The sequence below is a fragment of the Citrobacter sp. Cpo032 genome, from assembly GCF_030332975.1.
Lineage (GTDB): Bacteria > Pseudomonadota > Gammaproteobacteria > Enterobacterales > Enterobacteriaceae > Citrobacter > Citrobacter portucalensis.
The window spans coordinates 133,985-158,050 of sequence record NZ_JAOWGU010000034.1 but is presented as its reverse complement, the minus strand read 5'-3'; the positions used below and the strand labels follow the sequence as shown (position 1 = coordinate 158,050).

The 24,066-nt window shown below is 52.5% G+C and carries 24 protein-coding genes, 1 other RNA gene and 1 pseudogene; 12 read left to right on the top strand and 14 right to left on the bottom strand.

What is annotated here, in order from left to right; translation table 11 throughout:
* The first annotated feature begins 6 nt into the window (after nucleotides 1-6).
* The 5 genes from acrB (at nucleotide 7) to OGY33_RS02780 (ending at nucleotide 5,585) form a co-directional block, all read left to right on the top strand.
* Nucleotides 7-3,156, top strand: a complete 3,150-nt coding sequence (gene acrB / locus OGY33_RS02800) for an efflux RND transporter permease AcrB (protein ID WP_008783964.1) — start codon at nucleotides 7-9, stop codon at nucleotides 3,154-3,156.
* 488 nt (nucleotides 3,157-3,644) lie between these two features.
* The gene (gene tomB, locus OGY33_RS02795; protein ID WP_003021733.1) at nucleotides 3,645-4,019 is read left to right on the top strand and encodes an Hha toxicity modulator TomB; all 375 of its coding nucleotides are present in this window, start codon (nucleotides 3,645-3,647) and stop codon (nucleotides 4,017-4,019) included.
* A 27-nt stretch (nucleotides 4,020-4,046) separates the two neighbouring features.
* Nucleotides 4,047-4,265: a hemolysin expression-modulating protein Hha gene (gene hha, locus OGY33_RS02790; RefSeq protein ID WP_002892050.1), complete on the top strand. Its 219-nt coding sequence runs from the start codon at nucleotides 4,047-4,049 to the stop codon at nucleotides 4,263-4,265.
* Between the two features lie 181 nt (nucleotides 4,266-4,446).
* The gene (maa, locus tag OGY33_RS02785) at nucleotides 4,447-4,998 is read left to right on the top strand and encodes a maltose O-acetyltransferase (RefSeq protein ID WP_003835924.1); all 552 of its coding nucleotides are present in this window, start codon (nucleotides 4,447-4,449) and stop codon (nucleotides 4,996-4,998) included.
* Between the two features lie 116 nt (nucleotides 4,999-5,114).
* A complete protein-coding gene (locus tag OGY33_RS02780) occupies nucleotides 5,115-5,585 on the top strand; it encodes a YlaC family protein (RefSeq protein WP_020996574.1) in 471 nt (156 codons plus the stop codon).
* Nucleotides 5,586-5,663: 78 nt separating this feature from the next.
* On the opposite strand, the gene ykgO is transcribed toward OGY33_RS02780, so the two are convergent.
* Both ykgO and OGY33_RS02770 read right to left on the bottom strand, forming a co-directional pair.
* Nucleotides 5,664-5,804: a type B 50S ribosomal protein L36 gene (ykgO, locus tag OGY33_RS02775; RefSeq protein ID WP_005125190.1), complete on the bottom strand. Its 141-nt coding sequence runs from the start codon at nucleotides 5,802-5,804 to the stop codon at nucleotides 5,664-5,666.
* A gap of 1 nt (nucleotide 5,805) precedes the next feature.
* Nucleotides 5,806-6,066 (bottom strand): type B 50S ribosomal protein L31, encoded by a 261-nt coding sequence (locus OGY33_RS02770; RefSeq protein WP_008783961.1) that lies wholly within the window; start codon nucleotides 6,064-6,066, stop codon nucleotides 5,806-5,808.
* Nucleotides 6,067-6,254: 188 nt separating this feature from the next.
* On the opposite strand from OGY33_RS02770, the gene pdeB reads away from it, so the two are divergent.
* Nucleotides 6,255-7,808 carry a cyclic di-3',5'-guanosine monophosphate phosphodiesterase PdeB gene (pdeB, locus tag OGY33_RS02765; protein WP_191238800.1) on the top strand — a complete coding sequence of 518 codons (1,554 nt, stop codon included), beginning with the start codon at nucleotides 6,255-6,257 and terminating at the stop codon, nucleotides 7,806-7,808.
* Between the two features lie 51 nt (nucleotides 7,809-7,859).
* On the opposite strand, the gene OGY33_RS02760 is transcribed toward pdeB, so the two are convergent.
* A complete protein-coding gene (locus OGY33_RS02760) occupies nucleotides 7,860-8,213 on the bottom strand; it encodes a DUF1428 domain-containing protein (RefSeq protein WP_048226278.1) in 354 nt (117 codons plus the stop codon).
* A gap of 64 nt (nucleotides 8,214-8,277) precedes the next feature.
* Complete coding sequence (gene yczE, locus OGY33_RS02755; RefSeq protein ID WP_071445860.1) at nucleotides 8,278-8,907, bottom strand: membrane protein YczE; 630 nt, start codon at nucleotides 8,905-8,907, stop codon at nucleotides 8,278-8,280.
* 86 nt (nucleotides 8,908-8,993) lie between these two features.
* Here yczE and yczR point away from each other — a divergent pair, with 86 nt between their 5' ends.
* Entirely contained in the window at nucleotides 8,994-10,421 is a 1,428-nt protein-coding gene (gene yczR / locus OGY33_RS02750; RefSeq protein WP_136391582.1) for a MocR-like transcription factor YczR, read from the top strand.
* 59 nt (nucleotides 10,422-10,480) lie between these two features.
* Here yczR and OGY33_RS02745 read toward each other — a convergent pair whose 3' ends face one another.
* The 3 genes from OGY33_RS02745 to ffs all read right to left on the bottom strand — a co-directional run bounded on the left by OGY33_RS02745 (nucleotide 10,481) and on the right by ffs (nucleotide 11,242).
* Nucleotides 10,481-10,699 (bottom strand): hypothetical protein, encoded by a 219-nt coding sequence (locus OGY33_RS02745; RefSeq protein WP_032942544.1) that lies wholly within the window; start codon nucleotides 10,697-10,699, stop codon nucleotides 10,481-10,483.
* Nucleotides 10,696-10,947 carry a hypothetical protein gene (locus OGY33_RS02740; RefSeq protein ID WP_003831029.1) on the bottom strand — a complete coding sequence of 84 codons (252 nt, stop codon included), beginning with the start codon at nucleotides 10,945-10,947 and terminating at the stop codon, nucleotides 10,696-10,698. The genes OGY33_RS02745 and OGY33_RS02740 overlap by 4 nt, the downstream gene beginning before the upstream one ends.
* Before the next feature lie 198 nt (nucleotides 10,948-11,145).
* Nucleotides 11,146-11,242: signal recognition particle sRNA small type (ffs, locus tag OGY33_RS02735), an RNA gene on the bottom strand.
* An 84-nt stretch (nucleotides 11,243-11,326) separates the two neighbouring features.
* Here ffs and OGY33_RS02730 point away from each other — a divergent pair.
* Nucleotides 11,327-11,716 (top strand): annotated as a pseudogene (locus OGY33_RS02730) (MGMT family protein).
* A 31-nt stretch (nucleotides 11,717-11,747) separates the two neighbouring features.
* On the opposite strand, the gene OGY33_RS02725 reads toward OGY33_RS02730, so the two are convergent.
* Nucleotides 11,748-12,317, bottom strand: a complete 570-nt coding sequence (locus OGY33_RS02725; protein ID WP_103015031.1) for a YbaY family lipoprotein — start codon at nucleotides 12,315-12,317, stop codon at nucleotides 11,748-11,750.
* Between the two features lie 212 nt (nucleotides 12,318-12,529).
* Here OGY33_RS02725 and tesB point away from each other — a divergent pair, with 212 nt between their 5' ends.
* On the top strand, nucleotides 12,530-13,390 hold the full coding sequence (gene tesB, locus OGY33_RS02720) for an acyl-CoA thioesterase II (RefSeq protein WP_191238801.1): 861 nt from the start codon (nucleotides 12,530-12,532) through the stop codon (nucleotides 13,388-13,390).
* Between the two features lie 50 nt (nucleotides 13,391-13,440).
* Here the strand turns inward: tesB and amtB are convergent, their stop codons facing one another.
* From amtB to decR, 5 genes are all read right to left on the bottom strand, one after another.
* Complete coding sequence (gene amtB, locus OGY33_RS02715) at nucleotides 13,441-14,727, bottom strand: ammonium transporter AmtB (RefSeq protein ID WP_191238802.1); 1,287 nt, start codon at nucleotides 14,725-14,727, stop codon at nucleotides 13,441-13,443.
* A 31-nt stretch (nucleotides 14,728-14,758) separates the two neighbouring features.
* Entirely contained in the window at nucleotides 14,759-15,097 is a 339-nt protein-coding gene (gene glnK / locus OGY33_RS02710; protein WP_003021657.1) for a P-II family nitrogen regulator, read from the bottom strand.
* Nucleotides 15,098-15,345: 248 nt separating this feature from the next.
* Nucleotides 15,346-17,124 (bottom strand): SmdB family multidrug efflux ABC transporter permease/ATP-binding protein, encoded by a 1,779-nt coding sequence (locus OGY33_RS02705; RefSeq protein WP_008783952.1) that lies wholly within the window; start codon nucleotides 17,122-17,124, stop codon nucleotides 15,346-15,348.
* Nucleotides 17,117-18,889, bottom strand: a complete 1,773-nt coding sequence (locus tag OGY33_RS02700; protein ID WP_191238803.1) for a SmdA family multidrug ABC transporter permease/ATP-binding protein — start codon at nucleotides 18,887-18,889, stop codon at nucleotides 17,117-17,119. Before OGY33_RS02700 ends, OGY33_RS02705 begins: the two co-directional genes overlap by 8 nt.
* A gap of 44 nt (nucleotides 18,890-18,933) precedes the next feature.
* Nucleotides 18,934-19,392 (bottom strand): DNA-binding transcriptional regulator DecR, encoded by a 459-nt coding sequence (decR, locus tag OGY33_RS02695; protein ID WP_003831023.1) that lies wholly within the window; start codon nucleotides 19,390-19,392, stop codon nucleotides 18,934-18,936.
* Nucleotides 19,393-19,508: 116 nt separating this feature from the next.
* On the opposite strand from decR, the gene OGY33_RS02690 reads away from it, so the two are divergent.
* Complete coding sequence (locus tag OGY33_RS02690; RefSeq protein WP_125362848.1) at nucleotides 19,509-20,564, top strand: PLP-dependent cysteine synthase family protein; 1,056 nt, start codon at nucleotides 19,509-19,511, stop codon at nucleotides 20,562-20,564.
* A gap of 50 nt (nucleotides 20,565-20,614) precedes the next feature.
* On the opposite strand, the gene cof is transcribed toward OGY33_RS02690, so the two are convergent.
* On the bottom strand, nucleotides 20,615-21,433 hold the full coding sequence (cof, locus tag OGY33_RS02685) for an HMP-PP phosphatase (protein ID WP_032942541.1): 819 nt from the start codon (nucleotides 21,431-21,433) through the stop codon (nucleotides 20,615-20,617).
* A gap of 144 nt (nucleotides 21,434-21,577) precedes the next feature.
* Here cof and OGY33_RS02680 point away from each other — a divergent pair, with 144 nt between their 5' ends.
* On the top strand, nucleotides 21,578-23,278 hold the full coding sequence (locus OGY33_RS02680; protein WP_048214789.1) for an SgrR family transcriptional regulator: 1,701 nt from the start codon (nucleotides 21,578-21,580) through the stop codon (nucleotides 23,276-23,278).
* Between the two features lie 65 nt (nucleotides 23,279-23,343).
* Nucleotides 23,344-24,039: a 7-cyano-7-deazaguanine synthase QueC gene (queC, locus tag OGY33_RS02675; protein WP_003021638.1), complete on the top strand. Its 696-nt coding sequence runs from the start codon at nucleotides 23,344-23,346 to the stop codon at nucleotides 24,037-24,039.
* Nucleotides 24,040-24,066: the final 27 nt, after the last annotated feature.

Below are 24,066 nucleotides of genomic sequence, written 5' to 3'. Positions count from 1 at the left end.
TAAGACATGCCTAATTTCTTTATCGATCGCCCAATATTTGCGTGGGTGATCGCCATTATCATCATGTTGGCAGGGGGGCTCGCGATCCTCAAATTGCCGGTAGCGCAATATCCGACTATTGCACCGCCAGCAGTGACGATCTCCGCGACCTACCCTGGCGCTGATGCCAAAACAGTACAGGATACTGTTACGCAGGTTATCGAACAGAACATGAACGGTATCGATAACCTGATGTACATGTCCTCTAACAGTGACTCCACGGGTACCGTGCAGATCACCCTAACCTTCCAGTCTGGTACTGATGCGGATATCGCGCAGGTACAGGTGCAGAACAAACTGCAGCTGGCCATGCCTTTGCTGCCTCAGGAAGTACAGCAACAAGGGGTTAGCGTTGAGAAGTCATCCAGCAGCTTCCTGATGGTTGTCGGTGTTATCAACACCAACGGCACCATGACGCAGGAGGATATTTCCGACTACGTTGGCGCCAACATGAAGGATGCCATCAGCCGTACTTCAGGTGTGGGTGATGTTCAGCTGTTCGGTTCTCAGTACGCGATGCGTATCTGGATGGATCCGAACAAACTGAACAACTTCCAGCTGACGCCGGTTGATGTAATCAGCGCCATCAAAGCGCAGAACGCCCAGGTTGCAGCCGGTCAGTTAGGTGGTACGCCACCGGTGAAAGGCCAGCAGCTTAACGCATCAATCATCGCGCAAACCCGTCTGACCTCCGCTGATGAGTTCAGCAAAATTCTGCTGAAAGTGAATCAGGATGGTTCCCAGGTTCGTCTGCGTGACGTGGCGAAAGTGGAACTGGGCGGTGAGAACTACGACATCATTGCGAAGTTCAACGGTAAACCGGCATCCGGTCTGGGTATCAAGCTGGCGACAGGTGCTAACGCCCTGGATACAGCAAACGCTATCCGCGATGAACTGAAGAAGATGGAACCGTTCTTCCCGTCAGGTCTGAAGATCGTTTACCCGTATGACACCACACCGTTCGTGAAAATCTCTATTCACGAAGTAGTGAAAACGCTGGCGGAAGCAATCATCCTCGTGTTCCTGGTAATGTATCTGTTCCTGCAGAACTTCCGCGCGACGCTGATTCCGACTATCGCCGTGCCGGTGGTGCTCTTGGGTACGTTTGCCGTCCTTGCGATTTTCGGCTTCTCGATAAACACCCTGACGATGTTCGGGATGGTACTCGCCATCGGCCTGCTGGTGGATGACGCCATCGTTGTGGTCGAGAACGTTGAACGTGTAATGGCTGAGGAAGGACTACCGCCGAAGGAAGCAACGCGTAAATCAATGGGCCAGATTCAGGGCGCACTGGTGGGTATCGCGATGGTACTGTCAGCGGTATTTATCCCAATGGCGTTCTTCGGAGGTTCTACCGGTGCAATTTACCGTCAGTTCTCCATCACCATTGTTTCCGCGATGGCGTTGTCTGTGCTGGTGGCGTTGATTCTGACCCCTGCCCTGTGTGCGACCATGCTCAAACCGATTGCTAAAGGCGATCACGGAGAAGGCAAAAAAGGCTTCTTCGGCTGGTTTAACCGCATGTTCGATAAGAGTACGCACCATTACACCGATAGCGTAGGCGGTATTCTGCGCAGCACCGGTCGTTATCTGGCGCTGTATCTGATCATCGTCGTGGGCATGGCCTATCTGTTCGTTCGTCTGCCAAGTTCGTTCCTGCCAGACGAAGACCAGGGGGTATTCCTGTCTATGGCTCAGTTGCCTGCGGGTGCAACGCAAGAGCGTACCCAGAAGGTGCTGGACGAAATGACGGATTACTATCTGACCAAAGAAAAAGCGAACGTTGAATCGGTGTTTGCCGTTAACGGCTTCGGTTTTGCAGGTCGTGGTCAGAACACCGGTATCGCATTCGTCTCTTTGAAAGACTGGAGTGAACGTCCAGGTAAAGAGAACAAAGTTGAAGCGATTACTCAACGTGCAATGGGCGCATTCTCGCAGATCAAAGACGCGATGGTCTTTGCCTTTAACCTGCCAGCGATTGTGGAGTTAGGGACCGCGACCGGTTTCGACTTCCAGTTGATTGACCAGGCAGGTCTGGGCCATGAGAAGCTGACTCAGGCGCGTAACCAACTGTTTGGTGAAGTCGCGAAGCATCCTGATCTGTTGGTCGGTGTTCGTCCTAACGGTCTGGAAGATACGCCGCAGTTCAAGATCGATATCGATCAGGAAAAAGCGCAGGCTCTGGGCGTTTCCATTAGTGATATTAATACAACGCTGGGTGCAGCATGGGGCGGAAGCTACGTGAATGACTTCATCGACCGTGGTCGTGTGAAGAAAGTTTACGTCATGTCTGAAGCGAAATACCGTATGTTGCCGGAAGATATTGGAAACTGGTATGTCCGCGGCAGCGATGGACAGATGGTACCGTTCTCCGCCTTCTCTACCTCACGTTGGGAATACGGTTCACCGCGTCTGGAACGCTATAACGGTCTGCCGTCCATGGAAATCTTAGGTCAGGCCGCTCCGGGTAAAAGTACCGGTGAAGCCATGGCCATGATGGAGCAACTGGCCAGCAAACTGCCATCCGGTATCGGTTATGACTGGACCGGTATGTCCTACCAGGAACGACTGTCCGGCAACCAGGCCCCTGCCCTGTATGCCATTTCATTGATCGTCGTGTTCTTGTGTCTGGCAGCGCTGTACGAGAGCTGGTCAATTCCGTTCTCCGTAATGCTGGTTGTACCGCTGGGTGTTATCGGTGCATTGCTGGCAGCAACGTTCCGCGGCCTGACCAACGACGTTTACTTCCAGGTAGGCCTGCTCACAACCATTGGGTTGTCGGCGAAGAACGCGATACTTATCGTCGAATTCGCCAAAGACTTGATGGATAAAGAGGGTAAAGGTCTGATAGAGGCGACGCTGGACGCAGTACGCATGCGTTTACGTCCAATCCTGATGACGTCACTGGCCTTTATTCTGGGCGTAATGCCGCTGGTCATCAGTTCCGGCGCAGGTTCCGGTGCACAGAACGCCGTTGGTACTGGCGTAATGGGCGGGATGGTGACGGCAACCGTGTTGGCGATCTTCTTTGTTCCGGTGTTCTTTGTGGTGGTACGCCGCCGCTTTAGCCGCAAAAATGAAGATATTGAGCATAGCCACTCAGTAGAGCATCATTGATACATCTCTAAAGATAAGGCCGCGCAAGCGGCCTTTTTTCTGGAAAAATCATAAAAATCACTTATTGCCATTCCGTTTATTTTCTATCGGATAAATAAGCGATATAATCCTTGCAGCCTTAAAGGCTATTCTTAAAAAAACAGCGAGAGTTCTTATTTACTTTAATAAATATTAAGATTAATCCTATCCACTGGTTCACATTGTCGGTTGTTGCCTTTCGTTGCTAAACCTAAACAAGATAACCCGATGATTGCCCGAAGAATAAAGAAATTGTCCCATTTCGAATAGCGGCATTTATCTGTTAAAATGTAAAAATGACGTTGCATCATAATTTTACATAATTGTAATTTTTCGTGATATGACGATGAAATCTTTTTTAGAGTAGATTATAGTTAAATCATCAGGAGTCGCGGGCAAGTTCCAGGTAGTTGTTGTATCCATCCCGAAAGGTGTTCGGTTAGTTTAAGCCACTAAGAAGGGGATGCGTTATGGATGAATACTCACCCAAAAGACATGATATCGCGCAGCTTAAATTTCTCTGCGAAACTCTGTATCATGACTGTCTTGCAAACCTTGAACAAAGTAACCATGGCTGGGTTAATGACCCTACCTCTGCAACCAGCTTGCAGCTCAATGAACTGATAGAGCATATTGCAACCTTCGCACTTAATTATAAAATTAAGTACAATGAGGACAATAAGCTGATCGCGCAGATAGATGAATACCTGGATGACACTTTTATGTTGTTCAGCAGTTATGGTATTAATACGCAGGATCTGCAGAAATGGCGGAAGTCAGGTAATCGACTGTTTCGCTGTTTTGTCAATGCCACCAGGGCTAATCCTGTAAGTTTGTCTTGTTAAAAATTATTACAATCATAGGTAAGAGTTATGTCCGATAAACCATTAACTAAAACAGATTATTTGATGCGCCTGCGACGTTGCCAGACAATTGATACGCTAGAGCGCGTTATTGAAAAAAATAAATATGAATTGTCCGACAACGAACTGGCTGTATTTTACTCAGCAGCAGATCATCGCCTTGCTGAATTGACCATGAATAAGCTTTACGACAAGATTCCAACTTCTGTTTGGAAATTCATTCGCTAATTGCACTCAAGGTTAAGTCAGGTATAGCGGTACAGTTGTCTGGCTGACCATTTTCGTATTTACAATGGTTATTTAATTAAAATCGCGTGACTATGATCACAGCAAAGAAGCGGGAACGTTCCCCTTTTCTGCATTACGTTTTACTGTGCTGAAATAACCTTCAGTACACAGGGAATTCGTAATGCGTAATGAAAAGCAAAAAATGATCGCCGGCGAATACTATCGCCCGGCAGATGAAACGCTGCGCAGTGACCGACTACGCGCTCGTCAGTTGATCCATCGCTACAATCTCACCGCACCCGATGAAAAAAATGAGCGTCAGGCAATCCTGCACGATCTGTTAGGTCAGAGTGAGGGAGCCTATATTGAACCCTCTTTCCGTTGTGATTACGGTTATAACATCTATCTTGGTAAAGACTTTTACGCTAATTTCGACTGCGTTATGCTCGACGTCTGTCCAATTCATATTGGCGACAACTGCATGCTGGCACCAGGCGTTCATATCTATACCGCGACCCATCCGCTGGATGCTACCGAGCGCAACAGTGGCCTGGAGTTCGGGAAGCCCGTGACTATCGGCAATAATGTCTGGATAGGTGGCCGTGCAGTGATCAATCCCGGCGTCACGCTGGGCGATAACGTGGTTGTGGCATCAGGCGCAGTGGTCACTAAAAGCGTTCCGGCAAACACCGTGGTTGGGGGCAATCCCGCAAGGATCATCAAAACGCTGTGATCTTAAATGTAACTGTTATGCTAAATTGCGGTTAATCTGTTACTTTCTTCAAAGGGTATCCCCTTTTAAAATAGGGCGATCCCTCCTGAATTTTGCAGATATCACGAAGGCAAGAGATGACAGAAATACAGCGCCTGCTTACTGAAACAATCGACGACTTAAATATTCGCGAGAAGCGCGACAACAAACCGCGCTTTAGCATCAGCTTTATTCGCAAACACCCAGGGCTGTTTATCGGTATGTATGTTGCGTGGTTTGCCACGCTGGCGGTGATGCTACAGTCAGAAACGTTAGTCGATTCGGTATGGCTGCTGGTGGTACTGTTCGTTGTACTCAACGGCTTTTTCTTTTTCGACGTTGCGCCACGATACCGCTTTGAAGATATCGACGTTCTGGATTTTAGAGTTTGCTATAACGGAGAATGGTACAACACGCGCTTTGTCCCCTCCTCGCTCATCGATACTATCCTGCACTCACCGTCCGTGGATAGCGAACATAAAGCACAGCTGCAAAAGATGATATCGCGCAAAGGCGAACTCTCGTTTTACGATGTCTTTACGCTTACCCGCGCCCAGACCAGCCAGTAACGGCATCTCAGCACAGATAAAAAAAGTGCGTTCCTGCGAAGGTAACGCACTTTAATCCCTGAAATGCTGGCAAAGAAACTAACGTCTTTTTTTACGCCCCTGTACTGCTTTAAAGCGCGGATTCGTTTTGCAGATAACGTACAAACGCCCTTTACGTTTTACTATCTGGCAGTCAGGATGGCGCTGTTTTGCGCTGCGAAGTGAATTGAGTACCTGCATTTTAACCCCGCTTAACGCCAATAAAATGACCAAAACGTTTTTGGAAACGTGCTGCACTACCTTCATTATCAAAGGTTTTTTGTTTCCCGGTATAGTACGGATGTGATTTAGAAGAGATATCGAGGGTCACGTACGGGTACATTTTCCCCTCAAACTCAATCTCACGCTCAGTCTTGATGGTCGAACCGACCTTAAAGAATTCATTGGCACTGGTATCGTGAAACACCACGGTACGATAAAAAGGATGAATGTCCGGTTTCATGGCAACCTCAATTTGTTATGTTATAACATAACCATCAAAATACACCACTCTTGTACAAACCACAACCTGATTTACGCTACAGGGAGTCAAACGGGATGATAAATGGCCGTAAATATATGATGCCAATCGAATAGCTTTTTGGGGTTTCGGATATACTTTCCCTACGCTGTGTAAATAAGGATATCACTGTGACAACACGACATCTGATAAGCCTGGTGACTGGGGTACTGTTCCTTTCTATCCTCGCGCCGGTAGGTTTAAGCCTGTGGTTGGCACATCGACAGGTCGAAACGAAATTTATCGATGAACTCGACATGTTCTCAACACGAGTCGCATTACGTACGGAACGCGTAGGCGAGCAGGCGAAAAAAGCATTACGCCATATTGAAGCATTTCAGGGGGTGCCTTGCAGTGACGAGCATTTGCTGGAAATGCGTCGTTTGTCCTATAGCTACCGCTATATTCAGGAAGTGCTGTACCTCAAAGATAATGTTCCGCAATGCTCATCTCTGGAAAAAAGAAGCCAGGCAGACGCATTTCCACCCGCAATGAAAGTCACGCCTGATGGATATCGCGCATGGCTTACCACGCAAAATGATTTGGGCATCAAGCGCTTTATGGCAGCATTAGGGAGCGAACATTATGTTGTGATGGTCGATCCGGGTTCTTTCATTGACGTCATCCCGTTTGGCTCATGGCCGATTGAAGTGACTATCATTGGCACCGTGCGCAACGTTGTTGTTGCCAGTAGCGCCGATCTGCCATCGGACGTTTTGCAGCATGTACAGCAAGAAAAATCGATTACTCATTTTAAAAAAGATGGCAGCATTTATAACGCCCGCCCCTTTCCTGAGTTGGGTATTACGATCGTAACCTGGGCATCTACCCTGCCATTGCAAAAAACCTGGCACCGGCAGGCACTGATCTGGCTCCCGGCAGGCATTCTTATAGGCTTGCTCACCGCCGCCTTTGTTTTGCGTATTTTGCGCCGCTTACAGTCGCCCCATCACCAATTACAGGACGCTATCCAGCATCGGGACATCAAAGTCCACTACCAACCAATTATCTCGCTCAAAACGGGGAAAGTGGTTGGAGCAGAGGCGCTGGCTCGCTGGCAGCAGGCCGACGGAAGCTATCTGTCGCCGGAAGTTTTCGTCGCGCTGGCGCATGAAACCGGGCTGACAGAGTCCCTCACCCGGTTGATCATTGAAAGCGTATTTGAAGATTTAGGTAAATGGCTACGTCAGCATCCGGAGCAGCATATATCCATCAACCTTGAGTCAGCCGATCTGTCTTCCGAAACGCTTCCTGCCCTGTTAGGTCAGAAGGTGAACCACTGGCAACTTAAGCCTGCGCAAATCGCGTTGGAGCTAACTGAACGCGAATTTGCCGACCCAAAAAACAGCGCGCCGTTTATTGCCAAATACCGTCAGGCGGGTCATTCAATCTATATTGATGACTTTGGCACCGGCTATTCCAGCCTGAGCTATTTACAGGATCTGGATGTCGACATCCTGAAGATAGACAAATCGTTCGTTGATGCACTGGAATACAACAACGTGACGCCGCATATCATCGAGATAGCAAAAACGCTGAAACTTGAGATGGTGGCGGAAGGTATCGAAACCGAGAATCAGGAAGCCTGGCTACGCCAGCATGGCGTGCAGTACGGTCAGGGCTGGCTTTACAGCAAAGCGCTGCCGAAGGCGGAATTTATTCTGTGGGCAGAAAAACGGCTTTAACATTGCTGTTGATGTTGAGATGGCTGGCGGCACGCCGCACAGCCAGTCACATCACTCTTCCATAATGGGCGCAAATCCACCGTAGATCATTCGCTTGCCGTCAAATGGCATAGATTCACCGAACTCCTTCATACGGGGATCGGACATCATCTTCTGATTCGCCGCATCGCGGACCTCTTTGGAAGGGTATTCAATCCAGCTGAATACCACTTCTTCATGCTCCTGTGCTTTCACAGCCATGCGAAAATCGGTCAGTTTGCCGTCGGGGACATCATCTGCCCAGCACTCCACTATGCGCAATGCACCGAACTCCTTGAAAAGCGGAGCTGCTTTTGCCGCCATCGCAATGTACGCCTCCTTGTTTTCAGCGGGTACGGCAACCACAAAGCCATCAACATACTTCATGAGAAAAACCTCCGAAGTGTACTGCGCGGCAAGCCGATTCCGGCCGCGTCAGTCGAGGTTAAGTTTAGTCGCCAGTAGGCGATCGCGCCCCAGGTGCATTCCTGATACGCGTACATGACTGCGGCTGATGCCGAAACCACGGCAGGCAAAGCTGAATCAACGGTCCGATAGCCAAGGCATACAGCACCGTACCAACGCCCACGGTTCCACCCAGCAGCCAACCGATAAGCAGCACCGACACTTCAATTGCGGTTCGAATTCGTCGTACTGGCCAGCCGGTACGCGCGTGGATACCGGTCATCAGACCATCACGCGGACCGGCGCCAAAACCTGCGCCAATGTACAGGCTGGTTGCTAACGCATTCAATATTACCGCTGACACCAGCAGCCCACTGCGCGCCAGCAGAGATTCAAATCCAGGAATCACCAGCAGCGCGGCATCTGCCGCCAGCCCGATCATAATCACGTTGCTCAGCGTGCCAAAGCCTGGACGCTGGCGCAGCGGTATCCACGCCAGCAACACCAACACGCCCACGGCAATAATCACCACGCCGATATTCATCGACAATAAATTGGCTACACCCAGGTGAAACACGTTCCACGGATCGGCCCCTAAATCAGCACGGACAAACATCGCCGTCGATACACCGTACAGTGTCAGCCCGATAAACAGCTGAAGTAAACGACGCAGCATGCATTTCCCTCCCACTCTCGGATAACTTTCATCTTCACCGCAATTGGCACTATGATTAATGTCCAGTTTTCAAAAAGTGGACTGCTATGTCATCTCGCCGTTATGGAAGTCAGTCTTTGCAACGCCTGCTCGGACACTGGCTGGAAAGCCCCTCGCGAACGCCCATCTGGCGACAGCTGGCAGAAGCGTTACGTCTGCTTATTCTCGATGGTCGACTGGCGCTGGATAGCCGCTTACCGGGTGAACGCGAGCTCGCCGTCGTCCTGCAAGTAAGTCGAACTACCGTCGCCAGCGCTATGGCGCAACTACGTGAAGAGGGATATCTGGAAAGCCGTCATGGTAGCGGCTCACGGGTGATCCTGCCGGAACATATTCGCCATGTGCCAACCCGGACCAGTACCGGCACAGCACTTGATTTGTCCACGGCGGCGCTAAGTGCCGGTCCCGAAATTCATCAGGCTTACCAGCAGGCGCTGTTTGCTATGCCACAGCATTTGCTGAGCTCCGGGTATTTGCCGCAGGGGCTGTCGGTATTGCGTGAGTCCATCGCCCGGCATTATTGCGATCGCGGGCTCCCGACGCAGCCCGATGAAATCATGGTCGTGAATGGTGCAGTCAGCGGCCTGGCGCTGATCCTGCGTTTGCTCACCGGCCCCGGCGATCGCGTGGTGGTCGATCACCCCACTTATCCGCTGGCGATTGCCGCGATTCAAGGCGCATCCTGTCGCCCCGTCGGCGTGTCGCTACCCGAGCACGGTTGGGATACCGCGGGTCTGGTCGCCACCATCGCGCAAACCGCACCGAGAATGGCCTACCTGATGCCGGACTTTCACAATCCGACCGGGCGTTGCATGGACGCTGCAACTCGCCAGGTCGTGGCGGATATTGCCGAACGAACCCGCACTACCCTGGTGGTCGATGAGACGATGGTGAACCTGTGGTATGACGCCCCGCCGCCGCCGCCACTTGCCGCATTCAATCGCGACGCGCCGATCATTCTGTTGGGTTCGGCCGGGAAAAGCTTTTGGGGGGGATTACGTCTGGGCTGGATCCGGGCGTCGGCGCGAACCATTGCGGCGCTGGTACAAACCCGCGACACCTTCGATTTAGGCTCCCCGGTGCTTGAACAACTTGCCACCAGCTGGCTGCTGGATAACGCCGCCGACTTTCTTCCTGACAGAAGACGGCTACTCACGTCGCAGCGCGATCTGTGCTCGAGCCTGATGAACGCACATTTCCCGGAGTGGCAGTTTACCCAGCCACAGGGAGGACTCTCTTTTTGGGTTGAACTGCCCGATACGCTGGCAACGCTGTTCGCTACGCGCGCCGAAAGCGTAGGCATTCAGTTAGGAACCGGTACGCGGTTTGGCCTTGATGGCGCATTCGATCGTTTTTTGCGTATGCCTTTCACGTTGCCGGATGACACAGCGCGTGCCGCCTTCAGGGTGTTACAACCCATTTGGGATAACCTGCGTTTGCAGGCCAACAGCGGGAAAGTACGCAAAATAATTTAAGCGACGAGTCAAAGGACTCGCCCTTATAAGCCGGGATGGATGAGAGAGTCCTGGTGAAATTACCGCTGAGGGGGAACCGGAAAACCCTTCAGTGAAATCACGAAATTTTCACCGTCTTTCTTAATTTTTGCCCCGGCATCACACCAGTCTGAGGCAATACGGAAGAACTCATCGCTGCCGACGTTCCAGCTCAGACGAACATGTTTCACATAACCGGAGCGCAGCATTTCACAAGCTTCGCCGTAATTACTGGCAGTTGAGAGCGGTTGTTGTTTCATTTTTTCTTCTTCAGTAGTCTGCGCAATGCTTTGATTTCTTTAGGAGTCAGTGCTTCAACTACGGACTCTTCCGTATGCTGGCTATCGATATCCTCAGCGGAGACTCCCGCCTCTTCAACGGCGGTAAACGCAATCAGCAGCAGTTTTTCCGTCGCAACACTTAAATTTTCGTTATGCACTTCAGCGTAATGGCGAAGCTTTTCTTTTAGCGCCTCATCAATTTTGACATTCAATACAGCGGTCGACATCGTAGAAAATCCTTGTGGTCAGCCAAAACACACCGAATGTAAGACCCTGTCGTTACAGCGCGATGGCGGCGGCAAAAGCATCAAATAACATCCCCGAAACACATTGACAGCATTTGATGACAATAAAATGACAATACGATGACAAAGAAAAGAAGATAAGCAGAAGGGAAATTGCCGGACGGCAGAATTGGGTGGGGGCCCTGCCAGCTACATCCCGGCACACACGTCATCTGCCTTGGCTGCTTCCTTCCGGACCTGACCTGGTAAACAGAGTAGTGTTGCGGGAGAACCAACAGAGCCCCCATTGAGAGCGTTGTTAACCAACGCGCAGGCGCATTATCACTGCTGCACCCTGTAATTGCAACCCATCCAGCATCGGATGCTGTTTTCTTGTGCAATGCGGCTTCACTCCCTCGCCATTCGGCATTATGCTGGAGGATTAGCGCAGGAATAAATAATGGATATACAAGACACTTTCCCCCAACGCGTCTGGCAAATCGTCGCATCAATCCCCGAAGGTTTCGTCACCACGTATGGCGATGTTGCCAGGCTTGCCGGTTCGCCGCGCGCTGCGCGCCAGGTCGGCGGCGTGCTTAAGCGTCTCCCCGAAGGCAGCACTTTGCCCTGGCATCGGGTGGTTAATCGTCATGGTGCCATTTCGCTGACCGGCCCCGACTTACAACGGCAGCGTCAGGCGTTGCTGGCAGAAGGAATAGTGGTTTCAGGAAGCGGGCAGATAGATTTACAGCGCTATCGCTGGGTGTACTAACCCTCTCCAGACGGAGAGGGTTACGACTGCCTTAGTACTGCGTGGGAGCAGGAACGGCAGAAGAGGGATTTACCTGGGTTGGTGACGTTGACGGCACCGTGGTGGCTGCCCCACCGCTTGCCTGAACCGGTACTGCTGTTTGCTGTACAGGGACCAGCGTCAGGTCAGCTTTCGTACCACCCTGATTAATGACCGTCTGAACGGTATCAGTAATAAAGACCAGTTTGTCATTAACCGTAATTGCCGCACTCAGCAGAATACGGGCGTTAGGCTGAATATCTGCCGGGTTAAATGGTAATACAAAGCTGAATGGCGCCTGCTTACCTTCAGTACGGACCGCTTTTTGCGACAGCACTTTTGACGGTGCATCGGCCAGCGACGCATCTGACAGCGTGACGGTCAGCACCGCATCGGGTGGCAAGGCCACTTTCTGGCGGATCCATACCGTACCAGAAACGTTTGGCTGTTGAATTTTAGACTGTGTGTCAGCAATTGACGTATTAGGGTTTGGCGCAGGTGTCTGAATATCTGCACTTTTATCAGCACAGGCCGACAGAGCGACCGCAACCGCTAAACCACTTACCATGTGCACGAGTTTCATTAAATTCTCCTTATCATCTATGCACCAGCGAGAACTTTCCTCGCCAGAAGAGTGGTTAACAAAAACATAACGTGACTAAGTGTGGCACAAGACAGCTGTTTTTGCCTGTAATAGGCCTTTAATTCAGACAATTGCACCCATCGGACCACTTTCAAAATTGCGTTATACTCTGCCTACCTCGCTGCGAGATCGATATAACCTGGAGAGCACGTATGAGTCTGGCGCTGAAAAATTTGCTGACATTGTTAAATCTGGAAAAAATTGAAGAAGGACTCTTTCGGGGCCAAAGTGAAGACTTAGGGTTACGTCAGGTTTTTGGGGGACAGGTTGTCGGTCAGGCGCTGTATGCCGCCAAAGAAACCGTACCGGAAGAGCGTCTGGTGCACTCCTTCCACAGCTACTTTTTACGCCCCGGCGATAGCCAAAAGCCCATCATCTATGATGTAGAAGTCTTGCGTGATGGTAACAGCTTCAGCGCGCGCCGCGTTGCCGCAATTCAGAATGGTAAACCCATTTTTTACATGACCGCCTCTTTCCAGGCACCGGAAGACGGATTTGAACATCAGAAAACCATGCCGGATGCGCCGGGTCCCGATAAGCTGAAATCAGAAACAGAAATTGCCCGCTCAGTGGCGCATTTACTGCCGCCGCTGTTGAAAGAAAAATTTATCAACGATCGTCCGTTGGAAGTGCGCCCGGTTGAATTTCATAACCCCTTAAAAGGTCACGTCGCACCTCCGGCGCGCCAGGTATGGATCCGTGCAAACGGCGAGCTGCAGGACGATCTGCGCGTCCATCAATATCTGCTGGGTTATGCCTCAGACCTGAACTTCCTGCCTGTAGCGCTGCAGCCGTACGGGATTGGTTTTCTGGAAAAAGGGATTCAGATCGCCACCATTGACCATTCAATGTGGTTCCACCGTCCGTTCAATATTAATGAGTGGCTGTTGTATAACGTCGAGAGTACTTCTGCCTCCGGTGCCAGAGGTTTTGTACGCGGGGAGTTTTATACGCAGGACGGCGTGCTGGTCGCCTCTACCGTGCAGGAAGGGGTAATGCGTAATCGCAATTGAGAATTACCGGATGGTGGCGCAAAAGCGTTGCCATCCGGCAGATTGAAACATCAAGCGTTGTAAGCGTTCTCGCCGTGACTGTTCACATCCAGACCTTCGCGTTCCTGCTCTTCCGGTACGCGCAGACCCACCGTCATATCCGCCAGCTTATAGCCAATGAAGGCCACCACGCCGGACCAGACGATGGTGATCGCCACGCTTTCCAGTTGCACCAGCAGCTGATGCCCCATGGTCACTCCCTCAGCAAAGCCCACGCCGCCCAGTGAGCTGGCAGCGAAAACCCCGGTCAGGATGCAGCCAACAATACCGCACACGCCGTGCACGCCAAACACATCACACGGATCGTCCACGCGCAGAAAACGCTTCAGCATGGTTACGCCCCACAGGCCAGCCAACCCCGCAACCACACCGATAATCAGCGCCCCACCGACACCGATGTAGCCACATGCAGGTGTTACGCCCACCAGACCCGCAATAGCGCCAGAACAGGCGCCCAGCAGAGACGGTTTGCCACGCAGCGCCCATTCACCGAAGATCCATCCGAGGATGGCGGCGGCGGTGGCGACCACGGTATTAACGAAGGCCAGTGCGGCAATTTCATTCGCCGTTCCCGCTGAACCGGCGTTAAAGCCAAACCAACCAATGTAGAGAATAGCGGTACCGGTGAAGACCATCGGCAGGTTATGCGGTTTAAAGGCTTCTTTGCCAAAACCGACGCGTTTACCAATCAGATACGCACCAACCAGACCGGCAATCGCTGCGTTGATGTGCACGACCGTCCCGCCGGCAAAATCCAGTGCGCCGTGAGAAGCCAGCAATCCGCCGCCCCAGACCATATGTGCAATGGGGATGTACGACAGCGTTAACCACACCACCACAAAAATCAGCACCGCAGAGAAACGAATACGCTCAGCCAGCGCCCCGACAATCAGCCCAACGGTGATGCAGGCAAAAGATCCCTGAAAAGCAACGTGAATGTACTGGTAGAAGCTCCCCGTGACCGCCGTCAGCGCGATGTTCTTCAGCAATACCCAGTTGAAGTTGCCGAAGAAATTATTCCCTTCGCCAAAGGCCAGTGAGTAGCCATAAACCACCCATAGAATACAAACCAGAGCGAATGTCACCGTCACCTGAGTCAGCATCGACAGTACGTTCTTACCGCGAATCAAACCGCCGTAGAACAACGCAATGCCAGGGATAGTCATAAACAGCACCAGCGCGGTACAGATCATCATAAAAGCGTTATCTGCTTTATCCGCAATCGCCGGTGCCGCCATCGCCAGTCCCGGCAGTAGTGCCAGTGAAGCAATACCTGTTTTCATCGTTGCTATCTTCATTTTTTGGTTTCCTATCACTGTGTGCCAGAAGTTACAGTGCGGCTTCGTCGGCTTCGCCGGTACGAATACGAATCACACGTTGCAGCTCGGCGACGAAGATTTTGCCGTCGCCAATTTTTCCGGTGTATGCCGCCTTACTGATGACATCAATCACGCCATCCAGTTGGTCGTCGGCAATCGCCACATCAATCTTCACCTTTGGCAGAAAATTGACGCTATATTCAGCCCCACGGTACAGCTCAGCATGACCTTTCTGTCGGCCAAACCCCTTCACTTCGGTGACGGTCAGCCCCTGAATACCAATAGACGACAGTGCTTCACGGACGTCTTCCAGTTTGAACGGTTTGATTACCACGGTAACCAGCTTCATAGATCCCCTCCAGTCAGAATTCAGTAGTGGCTGCAGATACACGAGAGGAATATTGCAAGGGGTGTGCCAGGAATGAAAAACGCGGAATGATTCAGGTTCGCCGGGTACTATCGGGAGAGAAAAAGAAAAAACGCACTATAACGGTGCATAGTGCGTTACATTTTTGCACCAGATTGTTGATTGCCGGATGGCGGCGTAAACGCCTTACCCGGCCTACGATACCGCGTGGCCGGATAAGCACTGCGCCGTCAGGCGATAACAGAATCCTCTTGCGTGCTGGCGGCTAACTCTTCGCCCGCCAGCTGCAGCTGATACATCTGCCAGTAACGGCCTTGCGCCGCCAGTAATTGCTGGTGCGTACCACGCTCAACCGCCTGACCGCGATGCAGCACCAGAATGGTATCCGCATCGACAATCGTCGATAACCGATGCGCAATCACCACCAGCGTAGTGTGTTCACGGACCGCCGCCAGCGCGTGCTGAATGGCCTGTTCAGTACCGGAATCAATACTGGCCGTGGCTTCATCGAGGATCAGCACCTGCGGCGTTTCAACCAATACCCGCGCCAGCGCCAGCAGCTGTTTCTGCCCAACGGAGAGATTATTGCCCTGCTCGCCCAGCCGGGTATGAATCCCCTCGCTCAAGCCCCGAGCCAGTTCAGCCAGTTGCACGGTCTCCAGCGCCTGCCAGACCCGCTCTTCTGAGATATCGCGACCCAGCGTGACGTTTGCCAGGAAGGTATCCGCCATCACCACCGGATCCTGCTGCACCATCGCGATGCCCTGACGTAACGCACCGTGGCTCAGAGAAGACAACGGACGTCCGTCAAGGCGGATTTCCCCCTGCGTCAGCGGGTAATATCCCATCAGTAGGCTGGCCAGCGTGCTTTTGCCGCTGCCTGTGTGTCCGACCAAAGCCACAAAGCTGCGCGAAGGCACGGACAGACTGATGTTTTGCAGCACCAGATTGTCGTCGCGATAGGCAAATGAAACGTTATCCACCTCAATGTCTCCGCTTTTGAGCGGGCGATCGTCTTCACCATAGCGCTGACGAGGCCCGTCCATCAGTTCGAACACTCGCTCACCAGCGACAACCGCCTGCTGCAGCATTGATTGCTGGGTGGTCAGCTCGATCAGCGGTTCGTTCAAACGGCCGAGGTAGCTGATGAACGCGTACAGCACGCCAACCTCGATGGAGGTGCCAGAGGTAAAACTGAACAGCATCAGCAAACCGCAGAGGATCAGCGCCGAGAACAGGCTCAGCAGTGGACGCAGCAAAAAACCATCCAGTCGCAGGGTTTGCATACGCGCCATATAGTGCGAGCGGCTTGCCTCGCCCATTCTCTCGCCAAATCTTGCCTGCTGGCGGAACTGCTGGATAACGCTCATGCCGTTGATGACTTCGTTAAAGCCATCGTTAATATCCGCCAGATAAGCGCGTACCCGACGCACAATCGGGGTGCTGTAGCGTTGGTAAATCACCATCACCACCAGCACGGCCGGGAAAATGGCCATTGCCACCAGCGCCATGCGCCATTCCAGGCTGAACATTGCCACCAACATCGCGCCGATTAAGGCCGCACTGCGCAGGACCGTTGCGACCACCGTCACGTACAGGTCGCGAATAACTTCAGTATCATTGGTCACGCGGGAGATAAGTTGCCCGACGGGCTGAGTATCAAAAGCGCTGAGCGGCTGGCGCAGCGCAGCGTCCATTACGTCGGTGCGTAACTGTTGTACTACGCCAACCGCCGCCTGGTTAAACAGCAATGACTGCGCGTAATGCAGACCTGCCGCCAGCAGTTGCAGACCGACATAGGCCGCAACCAGCCCGGCAACCATCGCCAATGGCAGATTGTTCTTCGCCACCATGTTATCGATAAAATAGCTAATCAGCAGCGGACCGCTGACTTCCGCCGCCGCAGCCACCCATAGCATGACTACCGCAATCGCCAGCTGTTTTCGCCATGGGGAACCATACGCCAGCAGTCTTTTCAGAGTTGGCCATAATTGCCCGAAACTACGCATTAGCCGCCTCCTCGTTTAACTCTGGTGCATCAGACAGCGCCGCTTCAAGTTGCTGATAGCGGTACATGTCGCGATACCAACCGGGCTGTTGCACTAAAGATTCATGCTCACCGCGCTGAGCAATATGCCCATGCTGCATCACGATAATCTCGCTGGCTTCCGTCAAAGCCGATAAACGGTGTGCGCTGATAATCACGGTTCTGCCTTCGCCCCACTGGCGCAGGTTATGTAGGATCTGATGTTCGGTACGACCATCCACCGCCGACAGCGCATCATCCAGAATCAGAATTTCAGCGTTCAGCAGTAACGCTCGAGCGATAGAAATACGCTGTTTTTGCCCGCCAGACAGCATCACCCCGCGTTCGCCCACTTCGGTGTCGTAGCCCTGAGGAAGACGTAAAATATCCTCATGAACGCTGGCAAGGCGCGCCACATGCTCGATCTCTTCCTGCGTGGCCTGCGGGCGTCCTAAGGCGATGTTATTACCGACGGTATCGGAAAACAGGAATGGTGTCTGGCTGACAACCGCCAGTCGGCTGCGCCAGCTATCCAGCTGTAAGCGCGTTAATGGGATATCATGAAAGCGCACATCGCCCTGGGTGATATCAAAATGACGCTGGATCAGCGACAGTACCGTACTTTTTCCCGCACCGGTCGGACCACAGATGCCCAGCATCTGTCCAGGTTTGAGCTGGAAATTCACATTTTCCAGCGCCGGGTGGGTGGTTTGCGGGTAACAAAATTCGCGAATCACCACCGCCAGCTCGCCGCGTCCTTCCGGCACCGGTTCAGTACCGTCATCCACTACCGGCGCTTCTGCCAGCATGGCGCGAATTCGGCTATACGCGGCGCTGCCGCGTTCGACGATGTTAAACATCCAGGCCAGCGCCAGCATCGGCCAAATCATCAGACCGAGATACATCATAAAGCTGGTGAGCTGCCCGAGCGTCAGCGAGCCGTGAACCACCATCCAGCTTCCCCCGGCAATCGCCAGCAGGTTAGCCATACCAATGGCGATATAAATCGTAGGATCAAAGCGGGCGTCAATGCGCGCCACACGCAGGTTTTTCTTACCGGTATCTTCAGCATCAGCGGCAAATAATGCCGACTGCCGATCCTCCAGCCCAAAGGCCTTGATCATACGAATACTGGTCAGGCTTTCCTGAGTACGATCGTTGAGACTGGAAAACGCCGCCTGCGCCAGCTTAAAACGGTGATGGAGTCGATCGCCGTAACGTTTGATCATCAACGCCATCACCGGCATCGGCAGCAGCGCAATGAGCGTCAGTTGCCAACTTATCTGCGTTGACATCACGATCAGCACCGCACACCCCATAACCAGCGAATCTACCAGCGTCAGCACCCCTTCTCCGGCGGCAAATACGACGCGATCGACATCGTTGGTTGCCCGCGCCATCAGATCGCCCGTACGGTGCCGCAGATAAAATTCTGGATGCTGGCGACTCAACTGACGGTAATAATCTTCCCGCAGCTCAACCGCCAGTTGGTAGGATGCGCCAAACAGCAGCACGCGCCAGACATAACGCAGCAAATAAACCACCACGGCAATCAGGGCAATTGTCCCCACCCACATCAGCAGCCGCTCGGTGGTGAAGCGTTGAGTCGTCACGCCATCCACAATGATCCCGACCACTTTCGGCGGAATAAGCTGAAGGATAGCGATGATGATAAGCAGGGCCACTGCCCCGAGGTAGCGACGCCACTCCCGGCGGAAGTACCAGCTTAATTGAGCAAATAATCGCACGCGTTATGTCCTGACAAGATTTCCGGCAATAAGCGCCGGGAGAATTATTCAATAGGTAGAGCAGTTGTGTATTTAATCTGTTCCATGGCAAAGCTGGAGGTGACGTCAGACAGGCCCGGTACGCTGTTCACCAGGCGCTTATAGAATTCATCATAGCTTTTCATATCAGCAACCTGCACTCGCATCAGGTAGTCATACTCCCCTGCCATACGCCAGAACCCCAGAACCTCGGGCATTCCGGTCACTTCAGTGACAAAGCGGCAATACCATTCGCTGCTGTGATGCTGAGTTTTGATCAGCACAAACGCGGTGAGTCCCAGCCCCAGTTTTTCTGGATCCAACAGGGCGACTCTGCCCAGCAGGATACCGTCATCCTCAAGTCGTTTGAGACGTTTCCAGCAGGGGGTGGTAGTCAGATTAACGGCATCTGCTAATGCCTGCAAAGAAAGGGTGCAGTCCTGTTGCAGTAAGCCGAGTAGCTTGCGGTCAATTTTGTCTAACATATCCACTCCACAGAGAAGAATTTTCTCCTTACATTCTATTTTAAAGGCTAAATGGCAACAATTTTTTCCGTGCTTTTCGCTATTCTGGGCACAAAATGACAAATGGATATCTATTAATGATGAATAGCTCCTGGGTTAAAAACGCCATCAATGAAATCAACGCGGATTATCAGCGTTCTGCGGATACGCATCTCATTCGCCTGTCGCTACCGGCGCTCCCGGGCATTCAGCTCTATTTAAAAGATGAGAGCACGCATCCGACCGGGAGTCTGAAGCATCGTCTGGCGCGCTCACTGTTTCTGTACGGATTGTGCAATGGCTGGATCAAAGAAGGCACCACCATCATTGAATCATCGTCCGGTTCAACGGCGGTCTCTGAGGCTTATTTCGCTCGACTGTTAGGGTTGCCATTTATTGCCGTCATGCCTTCCTGTACGGCAAAACGTAAAGTTGAACAGATTGAATTTTACGGCGGTCGCTGTCATTTCGTGGAAAGCGCCTGCGAAATCTATGCGGCCTCTGAGCAACTGGCGCGTGAGCTGAACGGTCATTACATGGACCAGTTCACTTACGCTGAGCGCGCCACCGACTGGCGCGGCAATAATAATATCGCCGACAGCATCTTTCGTCAGATGCAGTGCGAGCCCAACCCCGTTCCCCGCCATATTGTGATGAGCGCCGGAACCGGTGGCACCTCAGCAACCATTGGCCGCTATATCCGCTGTCAGGGCTACGACACTCAACTGATGGTGGTAGACCCGGAAAACTCGGTCTTTCTGCCCTTCTGGCAGGATCGCGATGCCACGTTACGCAGCCCGGTAGGAAGTAAAATTGAAGGTATCGGGCGTCCGCGCGTAGAACCCTCTTTCATTCCTGACGTGGTCGATGAAATGCTGCGCGTGCCGGATGCCGCAAGCGTGGCCACCGCACACTGGCTGGAAACGCAGTTGGGCCGCAAAGTCGGCGCTTCAACTGGCACCAATATGTGGGGAACGCTGCAACTTGCCGCCCGTATGCGCGATGCCGGAGAAAGCGGCTCACTGGTGACGCTGTTGTGTGACAGCGGCGAACGCTATCTGGAAACCTACTACAACCCACAGTGGGTCGATGCACACATCGGTGATTTAACGCCGTGGAAAGCGGAGCTCGCCCGACTACTGAACACCCATTAATGGGATAAAAAAAAGCCAGACGCGAAGTCTGGCTTGCTGGAAGGGATCTCTCATTCGGGGGAATAAGGTAGATGTGGATTGTCCAGCCAATGCGTCAAAAAGTGTGACACTGCCTGATTACGGCAATGTCCAATCACCGATAAATGAGGCAGTTCAGCAATCAGTTGCGGCATCGCGTTACCCATAATCAGGCCGCGCCCAACGCTGCCTAACATTTCGCGATCGTTCATGGCATCGCCAAACGCCATACACTCGGCCATTGAATAACCTAAATAGTCGCTCAACACCGCCAATGCCGATCCTTTATTACAGCCCAGCGGCAGCACCTCAAGGCAATCAAACGCGGAAAAACAGAGATTCGCCTGTTCACCCAGCGCTTCATTCAGTTGAATGCGCAATTGGATCAGAGAGTCATGATCGCCGCAGAAACAGACTTTGGTGACCTGATGCGCCGGAATACGTTTCACATCGACGATCTGGTAGCGAAATCCGCTATACACATGCGCCTGCAGCAGTGAGGGGATCTCTTGTCCGGTGAACCAGCCATTGTCATTAAAGACATGCATGCTTGCGGTAGTGTCCCACTTCTGATGCAACACAATATCCGCAACATTCGGATCCAGATCCTGACGGTGTAACACATCGCCCTCAAGTGAGTGAATGCGCGTGCCATTACCCGTGATCAAAAAGGCGTCCAGCGAGATCGAGCCTAAAATATGGCGCATCTCAAGCACATGGCGACCGGTGGCAAATGTCAGAGTAATATCGCGTTCACGCAGGCGCGACAGCGTTGAAAGCGTTTCGTCACCTAAATGGTGATTCGGCATCAAAAGGGTGCCATCCATATCAAATGCAGCCAGACGAGCCATTTCTTTCTCCACACTGTGACGCGGTTAACTTGTGATCCAGTATCACCTGAGATATACGGAAGTAATAGTGAATAGATAAAATGAATTGTTCCGGGTTTCTCTACGCATAAACCGTTAACGAACATCCTGAAGGAAAAAGTATCAATGCGTCTGCTTAATCGCCTGAACCAGTACCAACGCCTGTGGCTGCCCTCGAACGGCGAACCGCAGTCGGTGACCGTCGGGGAACTGGCCGAACGCTGTTTTTGTAGCGAACGCCATGTGCGTACCCTGCTAAAGCAAGCGCAGGATGCAGGCTGGCTGGAGTGGCATGCCCAGTCGGGGCGCGGGAAACGCGGGCAGCTGCGGTTTTTAGTGACGCCAGATTCACTGCGCAACACCATGATGGAACAGGCCCTGCAAAAGGGAGAGCAGCTTAGCGTACTGGAACTGGCTCAGTTGGCGCCGGGCGAATTGAGAACACTGCTACAACCGTTTATGGGCGGTCAGTGGCAAAACGACACGCCAACCCTGCGTATACCCTATTACCGCCCGCTCGACCCCTTGCACCCCGGTTTTCTCCCCGGTCGCGCGGAGCAACACCTCGCTGGACAAGTTTTCTCTGGCCTGACCCGGTTTGACAGCACTACGCAACGTCCCTGTGGAGACTTAGCCCACCACTGGAATATCTCCGCTGACGGCCTGCGCTGGGATTTCTATATTCGTTCCACCCTGTACTGGCATAACGGCGATGCGGTCAGCAGCACACAGCTACATCAGCAGTTGCTGAAGCTGTTAGAACTCCCCGCGCTGAATAAGCTGTTTATCAGCGTAAAGCGCATTGAGGTGACGCATCCCCAGTGTCTGACCTTTATTCTGCATCGTCCCGACTTCTGGCTGGCGCACCGTCTGGCAAGCTACAGCAGTCACCTGGCGCATCCTGAGCACCCGTTTGTGGGTACCGGCCCGTTCCGGTTGACGCTGTTTACTCCTGAGCTGGTGCGTATCGAGAGTCACGATCACTACCATCTGAGTCATCCGCTGCTAAAAGCCATTGAATACTGGATAACCCCGCAGCTCTTCTCCCAGGATTTGGGCACCAGCTGTCGCCATCCGGTGCAAATTGCGATTGGTAAACCCGAAGAGTTGCCTATGCTAAGCCAGGTAAGCAGCGGGATCAGTCTTGGTTTTTGCTATCTCACGCTCAGAAAAAGCGCGCGCCTGAATACGCAGCAGGCCCGTAGACTGATCAATATCATCCACCGTTCTTCCCTGCTACAAACGCTTGAAGTGGATGAAAATCTGATCACGCCAAGCAATGCACTGCTCCCCGGATGGACTATCCCGCAATGGGATGAACTCGATGAGGTGGCATTACCGGAAAAGCTGACGCTGGCTTATCACCTGCCGGTAGAACTTCACGCTATGGCTGAACAGCTTCGCCAGGCGCTGGCGCTGCTCGGCTGTGAATTAACGCTTATTTTTCATAATGCTAAAAACTGGGATGGCGATCATCCCTTAGCCCAGGCCGACCTGATGATGGGCGACAGGCTGATTGGTGAGGCACCTGAATATACTCTCGAACAGTGGTTGCGCTGCGATCAGCTCTGGTCACATGTATTGAATGCGCCCGCATACACACATTTGCAAACGACCCTGGATGCCCTACAAATTCAGGCCGATGAGGACGATCGCCACGCGGCTTTACAGCAAGTTTTCGCCACGCTAATGCATGACGCTACCCTGACGCCACTGTTCAATTATCACTATCGCATCAGCGCGCCACCGGGCGTGAACGGCGTACGCCTGAATCCTCGTGGCTGGTTCGAGTTTACCGAAGCCTGGCTGCCACCTCCTTCAGCGTGAAGAAGCTGGTCGACGGCACGCCCAGGCGCTACCATAAGGGCTTCGTTATTTTGTCAGGAAAAGCCATGAAACGTGCCGTTGTTGTATTCAGTGGAGGTCAGGACTCCACGACCTGTCTGGCGCAAGCGCTGCATCAGTATGATGAAGTGCACTGCGTGACCTTTGATTATGGTCAGCGCCATCGCGCTGAGATTGATGTCGCACGTGACCTGGCCTTAAAACTTGGCGCGCGCGCGCACAAAGTACTTGATGTCACATTGCTCAGTGAACTGGCTGTCAGCAGCCTGACCCGCGATAACATTCCGGTACCCGATTACGAACCGGATGCGAACGGCATTCCCAATACCTTTGTGCCTGGACGCAATATTCTGTTCTTAACGCTGGCAGCAATTTACGCGTACCAGGTGCAGGCAGAGGCGGTCATTACCGGCGTTTGTGAGACCGACTTCTCCGGCTATCCGGACTGTCGCGATGAGTTCGTTAAAGCCCTGAACCATGCTGTAAGCCTGGGGATGGCGAAAGATATTCGCTTTGAAACCCCACTAATGTGGATCGATAAAGCCGAAACCTGGGCACTGGCCGATTATTGGGGCAAGCTGGACCTGGTACGCGAAGAAACGCTGACCTGCTATAACGGCATCAAAGGTGACGGTTGCGGTCACTGTGCGGCGTGTAATCTGCGTGCCAACGGCCTGAACCATTATCTGGCGGATAAACCGGCAGTGATGGCGGCAATGAAACAGAAAACCGGGTTAAAGTGATTGTATTGCCGGATGGCGCTTTGCGTA

Bases quoted from the DNA above. Each gene is read 5' to 3' on its own strand.
- acrB (WP_008783964.1), top strand. From the start codon at position 7: ATGCCTAATTTCTTTATCGATCGCCCAATATTTGCGTGGGTGATCGCC.
- tomB (WP_003021733.1), top strand. From the start codon at position 3,645: ATGGATGAATACTCACCCAAAAGACATGATATCGCGCAGCTTAAATTT.
- hha (WP_002892050.1), top strand. From the start codon at position 4,047: ATGTCCGATAAACCATTAACTAAAACAGATTATTTGATGCGCCTGCGA.
- maa (WP_003835924.1), top strand. From the start codon at position 4,447: ATGCGTAATGAAAAGCAAAAAATGATCGCCGGCGAATACTATCGCCCG.
- OGY33_RS02780 (WP_020996574.1), top strand. From the start codon at position 5,115: ATGACAGAAATACAGCGCCTGCTTACTGAAACAATCGACGACTTAAAT.
- ykgO (WP_005125190.1), bottom strand. From the start codon at position 5,804: ATGCAGGTACTCAATTCACTTCGCAGCGCAAAACAGCGCCATCCTGAC.
- OGY33_RS02770 (WP_008783961.1), bottom strand. From the start codon at position 6,066: ATGAAACCGGACATTCATCCTTTTTATCGTACCGTGGTGTTTCACGAT.
- OGY33_RS02760 (WP_048226278.1), bottom strand. From the start codon at position 8,213: ATGAAGTATGTTGATGGCTTTGTGGTTGCCGTACCCGCTGAAAACAAG.
- yczE (WP_071445860.1), bottom strand. From the start codon at position 8,907: ATGCTGCGTCGTTTACTTCAGCTGTTTATCGGGCTGACACTGTACGGT.
- yczR (WP_136391582.1), top strand. From the start codon at position 8,994: ATGTCATCTCGCCGTTATGGAAGTCAGTCTTTGCAACGCCTGCTCGGA.
- OGY33_RS02745 (WP_032942544.1), bottom strand. From the start codon at position 10,699: ATGAAACAACAACCGCTCTCAACTGCCAGTAATTACGGCGAAGCTTGT.
- OGY33_RS02740 (WP_003831029.1), bottom strand. From the start codon at position 10,947: ATGTCGACCGCTGTATTGAATGTCAAAATTGATGAGGCGCTAAAAGAA.
- OGY33_RS02725 (WP_103015031.1), bottom strand. From the start codon at position 12,317: ATGAAACTCGTGCACATGGTAAGTGGTTTAGCGGTTGCGGTCGCTCTG.
- tesB (WP_191238801.1), top strand. From the start codon at position 12,530: ATGAGTCTGGCGCTGAAAAATTTGCTGACATTGTTAAATCTGGAAAAA.
- amtB (WP_191238802.1), bottom strand. From the start codon at position 14,727: ATGAAGATAGCAACGATGAAAACAGGTATTGCTTCACTGGCACTACTG.
- glnK (WP_003021657.1), bottom strand. From the start codon at position 15,097: ATGAAGCTGGTTACCGTGGTAATCAAACCGTTCAAACTGGAAGACGTC.
- OGY33_RS02705 (WP_008783952.1), bottom strand. From the start codon at position 17,124: ATGCGTAGTTTCGGGCAATTATGGCCAACTCTGAAAAGACTGCTGGCG.
- decR (WP_003831023.1), bottom strand. From the start codon at position 19,392: ATGTTAGACAAAATTGACCGCAAGCTACTCGGCTTACTGCAACAGGAC.
- OGY33_RS02690 (WP_125362848.1), top strand. From the start codon at position 19,509: ATGATGAATAGCTCCTGGGTTAAAAACGCCATCAATGAAATCAACGCG.
- cof (WP_032942541.1), bottom strand. From the start codon at position 21,433: ATGGCTCGTCTGGCTGCATTTGATATGGATGGCACCCTTTTGATGCCG.
- OGY33_RS02680 (WP_048214789.1), top strand. From the start codon at position 21,578: ATGCGTCTGCTTAATCGCCTGAACCAGTACCAACGCCTGTGGCTGCCC.
- queC (WP_003021638.1), top strand. From the start codon at position 23,344: ATGAAACGTGCCGTTGTTGTATTCAGTGGAGGTCAGGACTCCACGACC.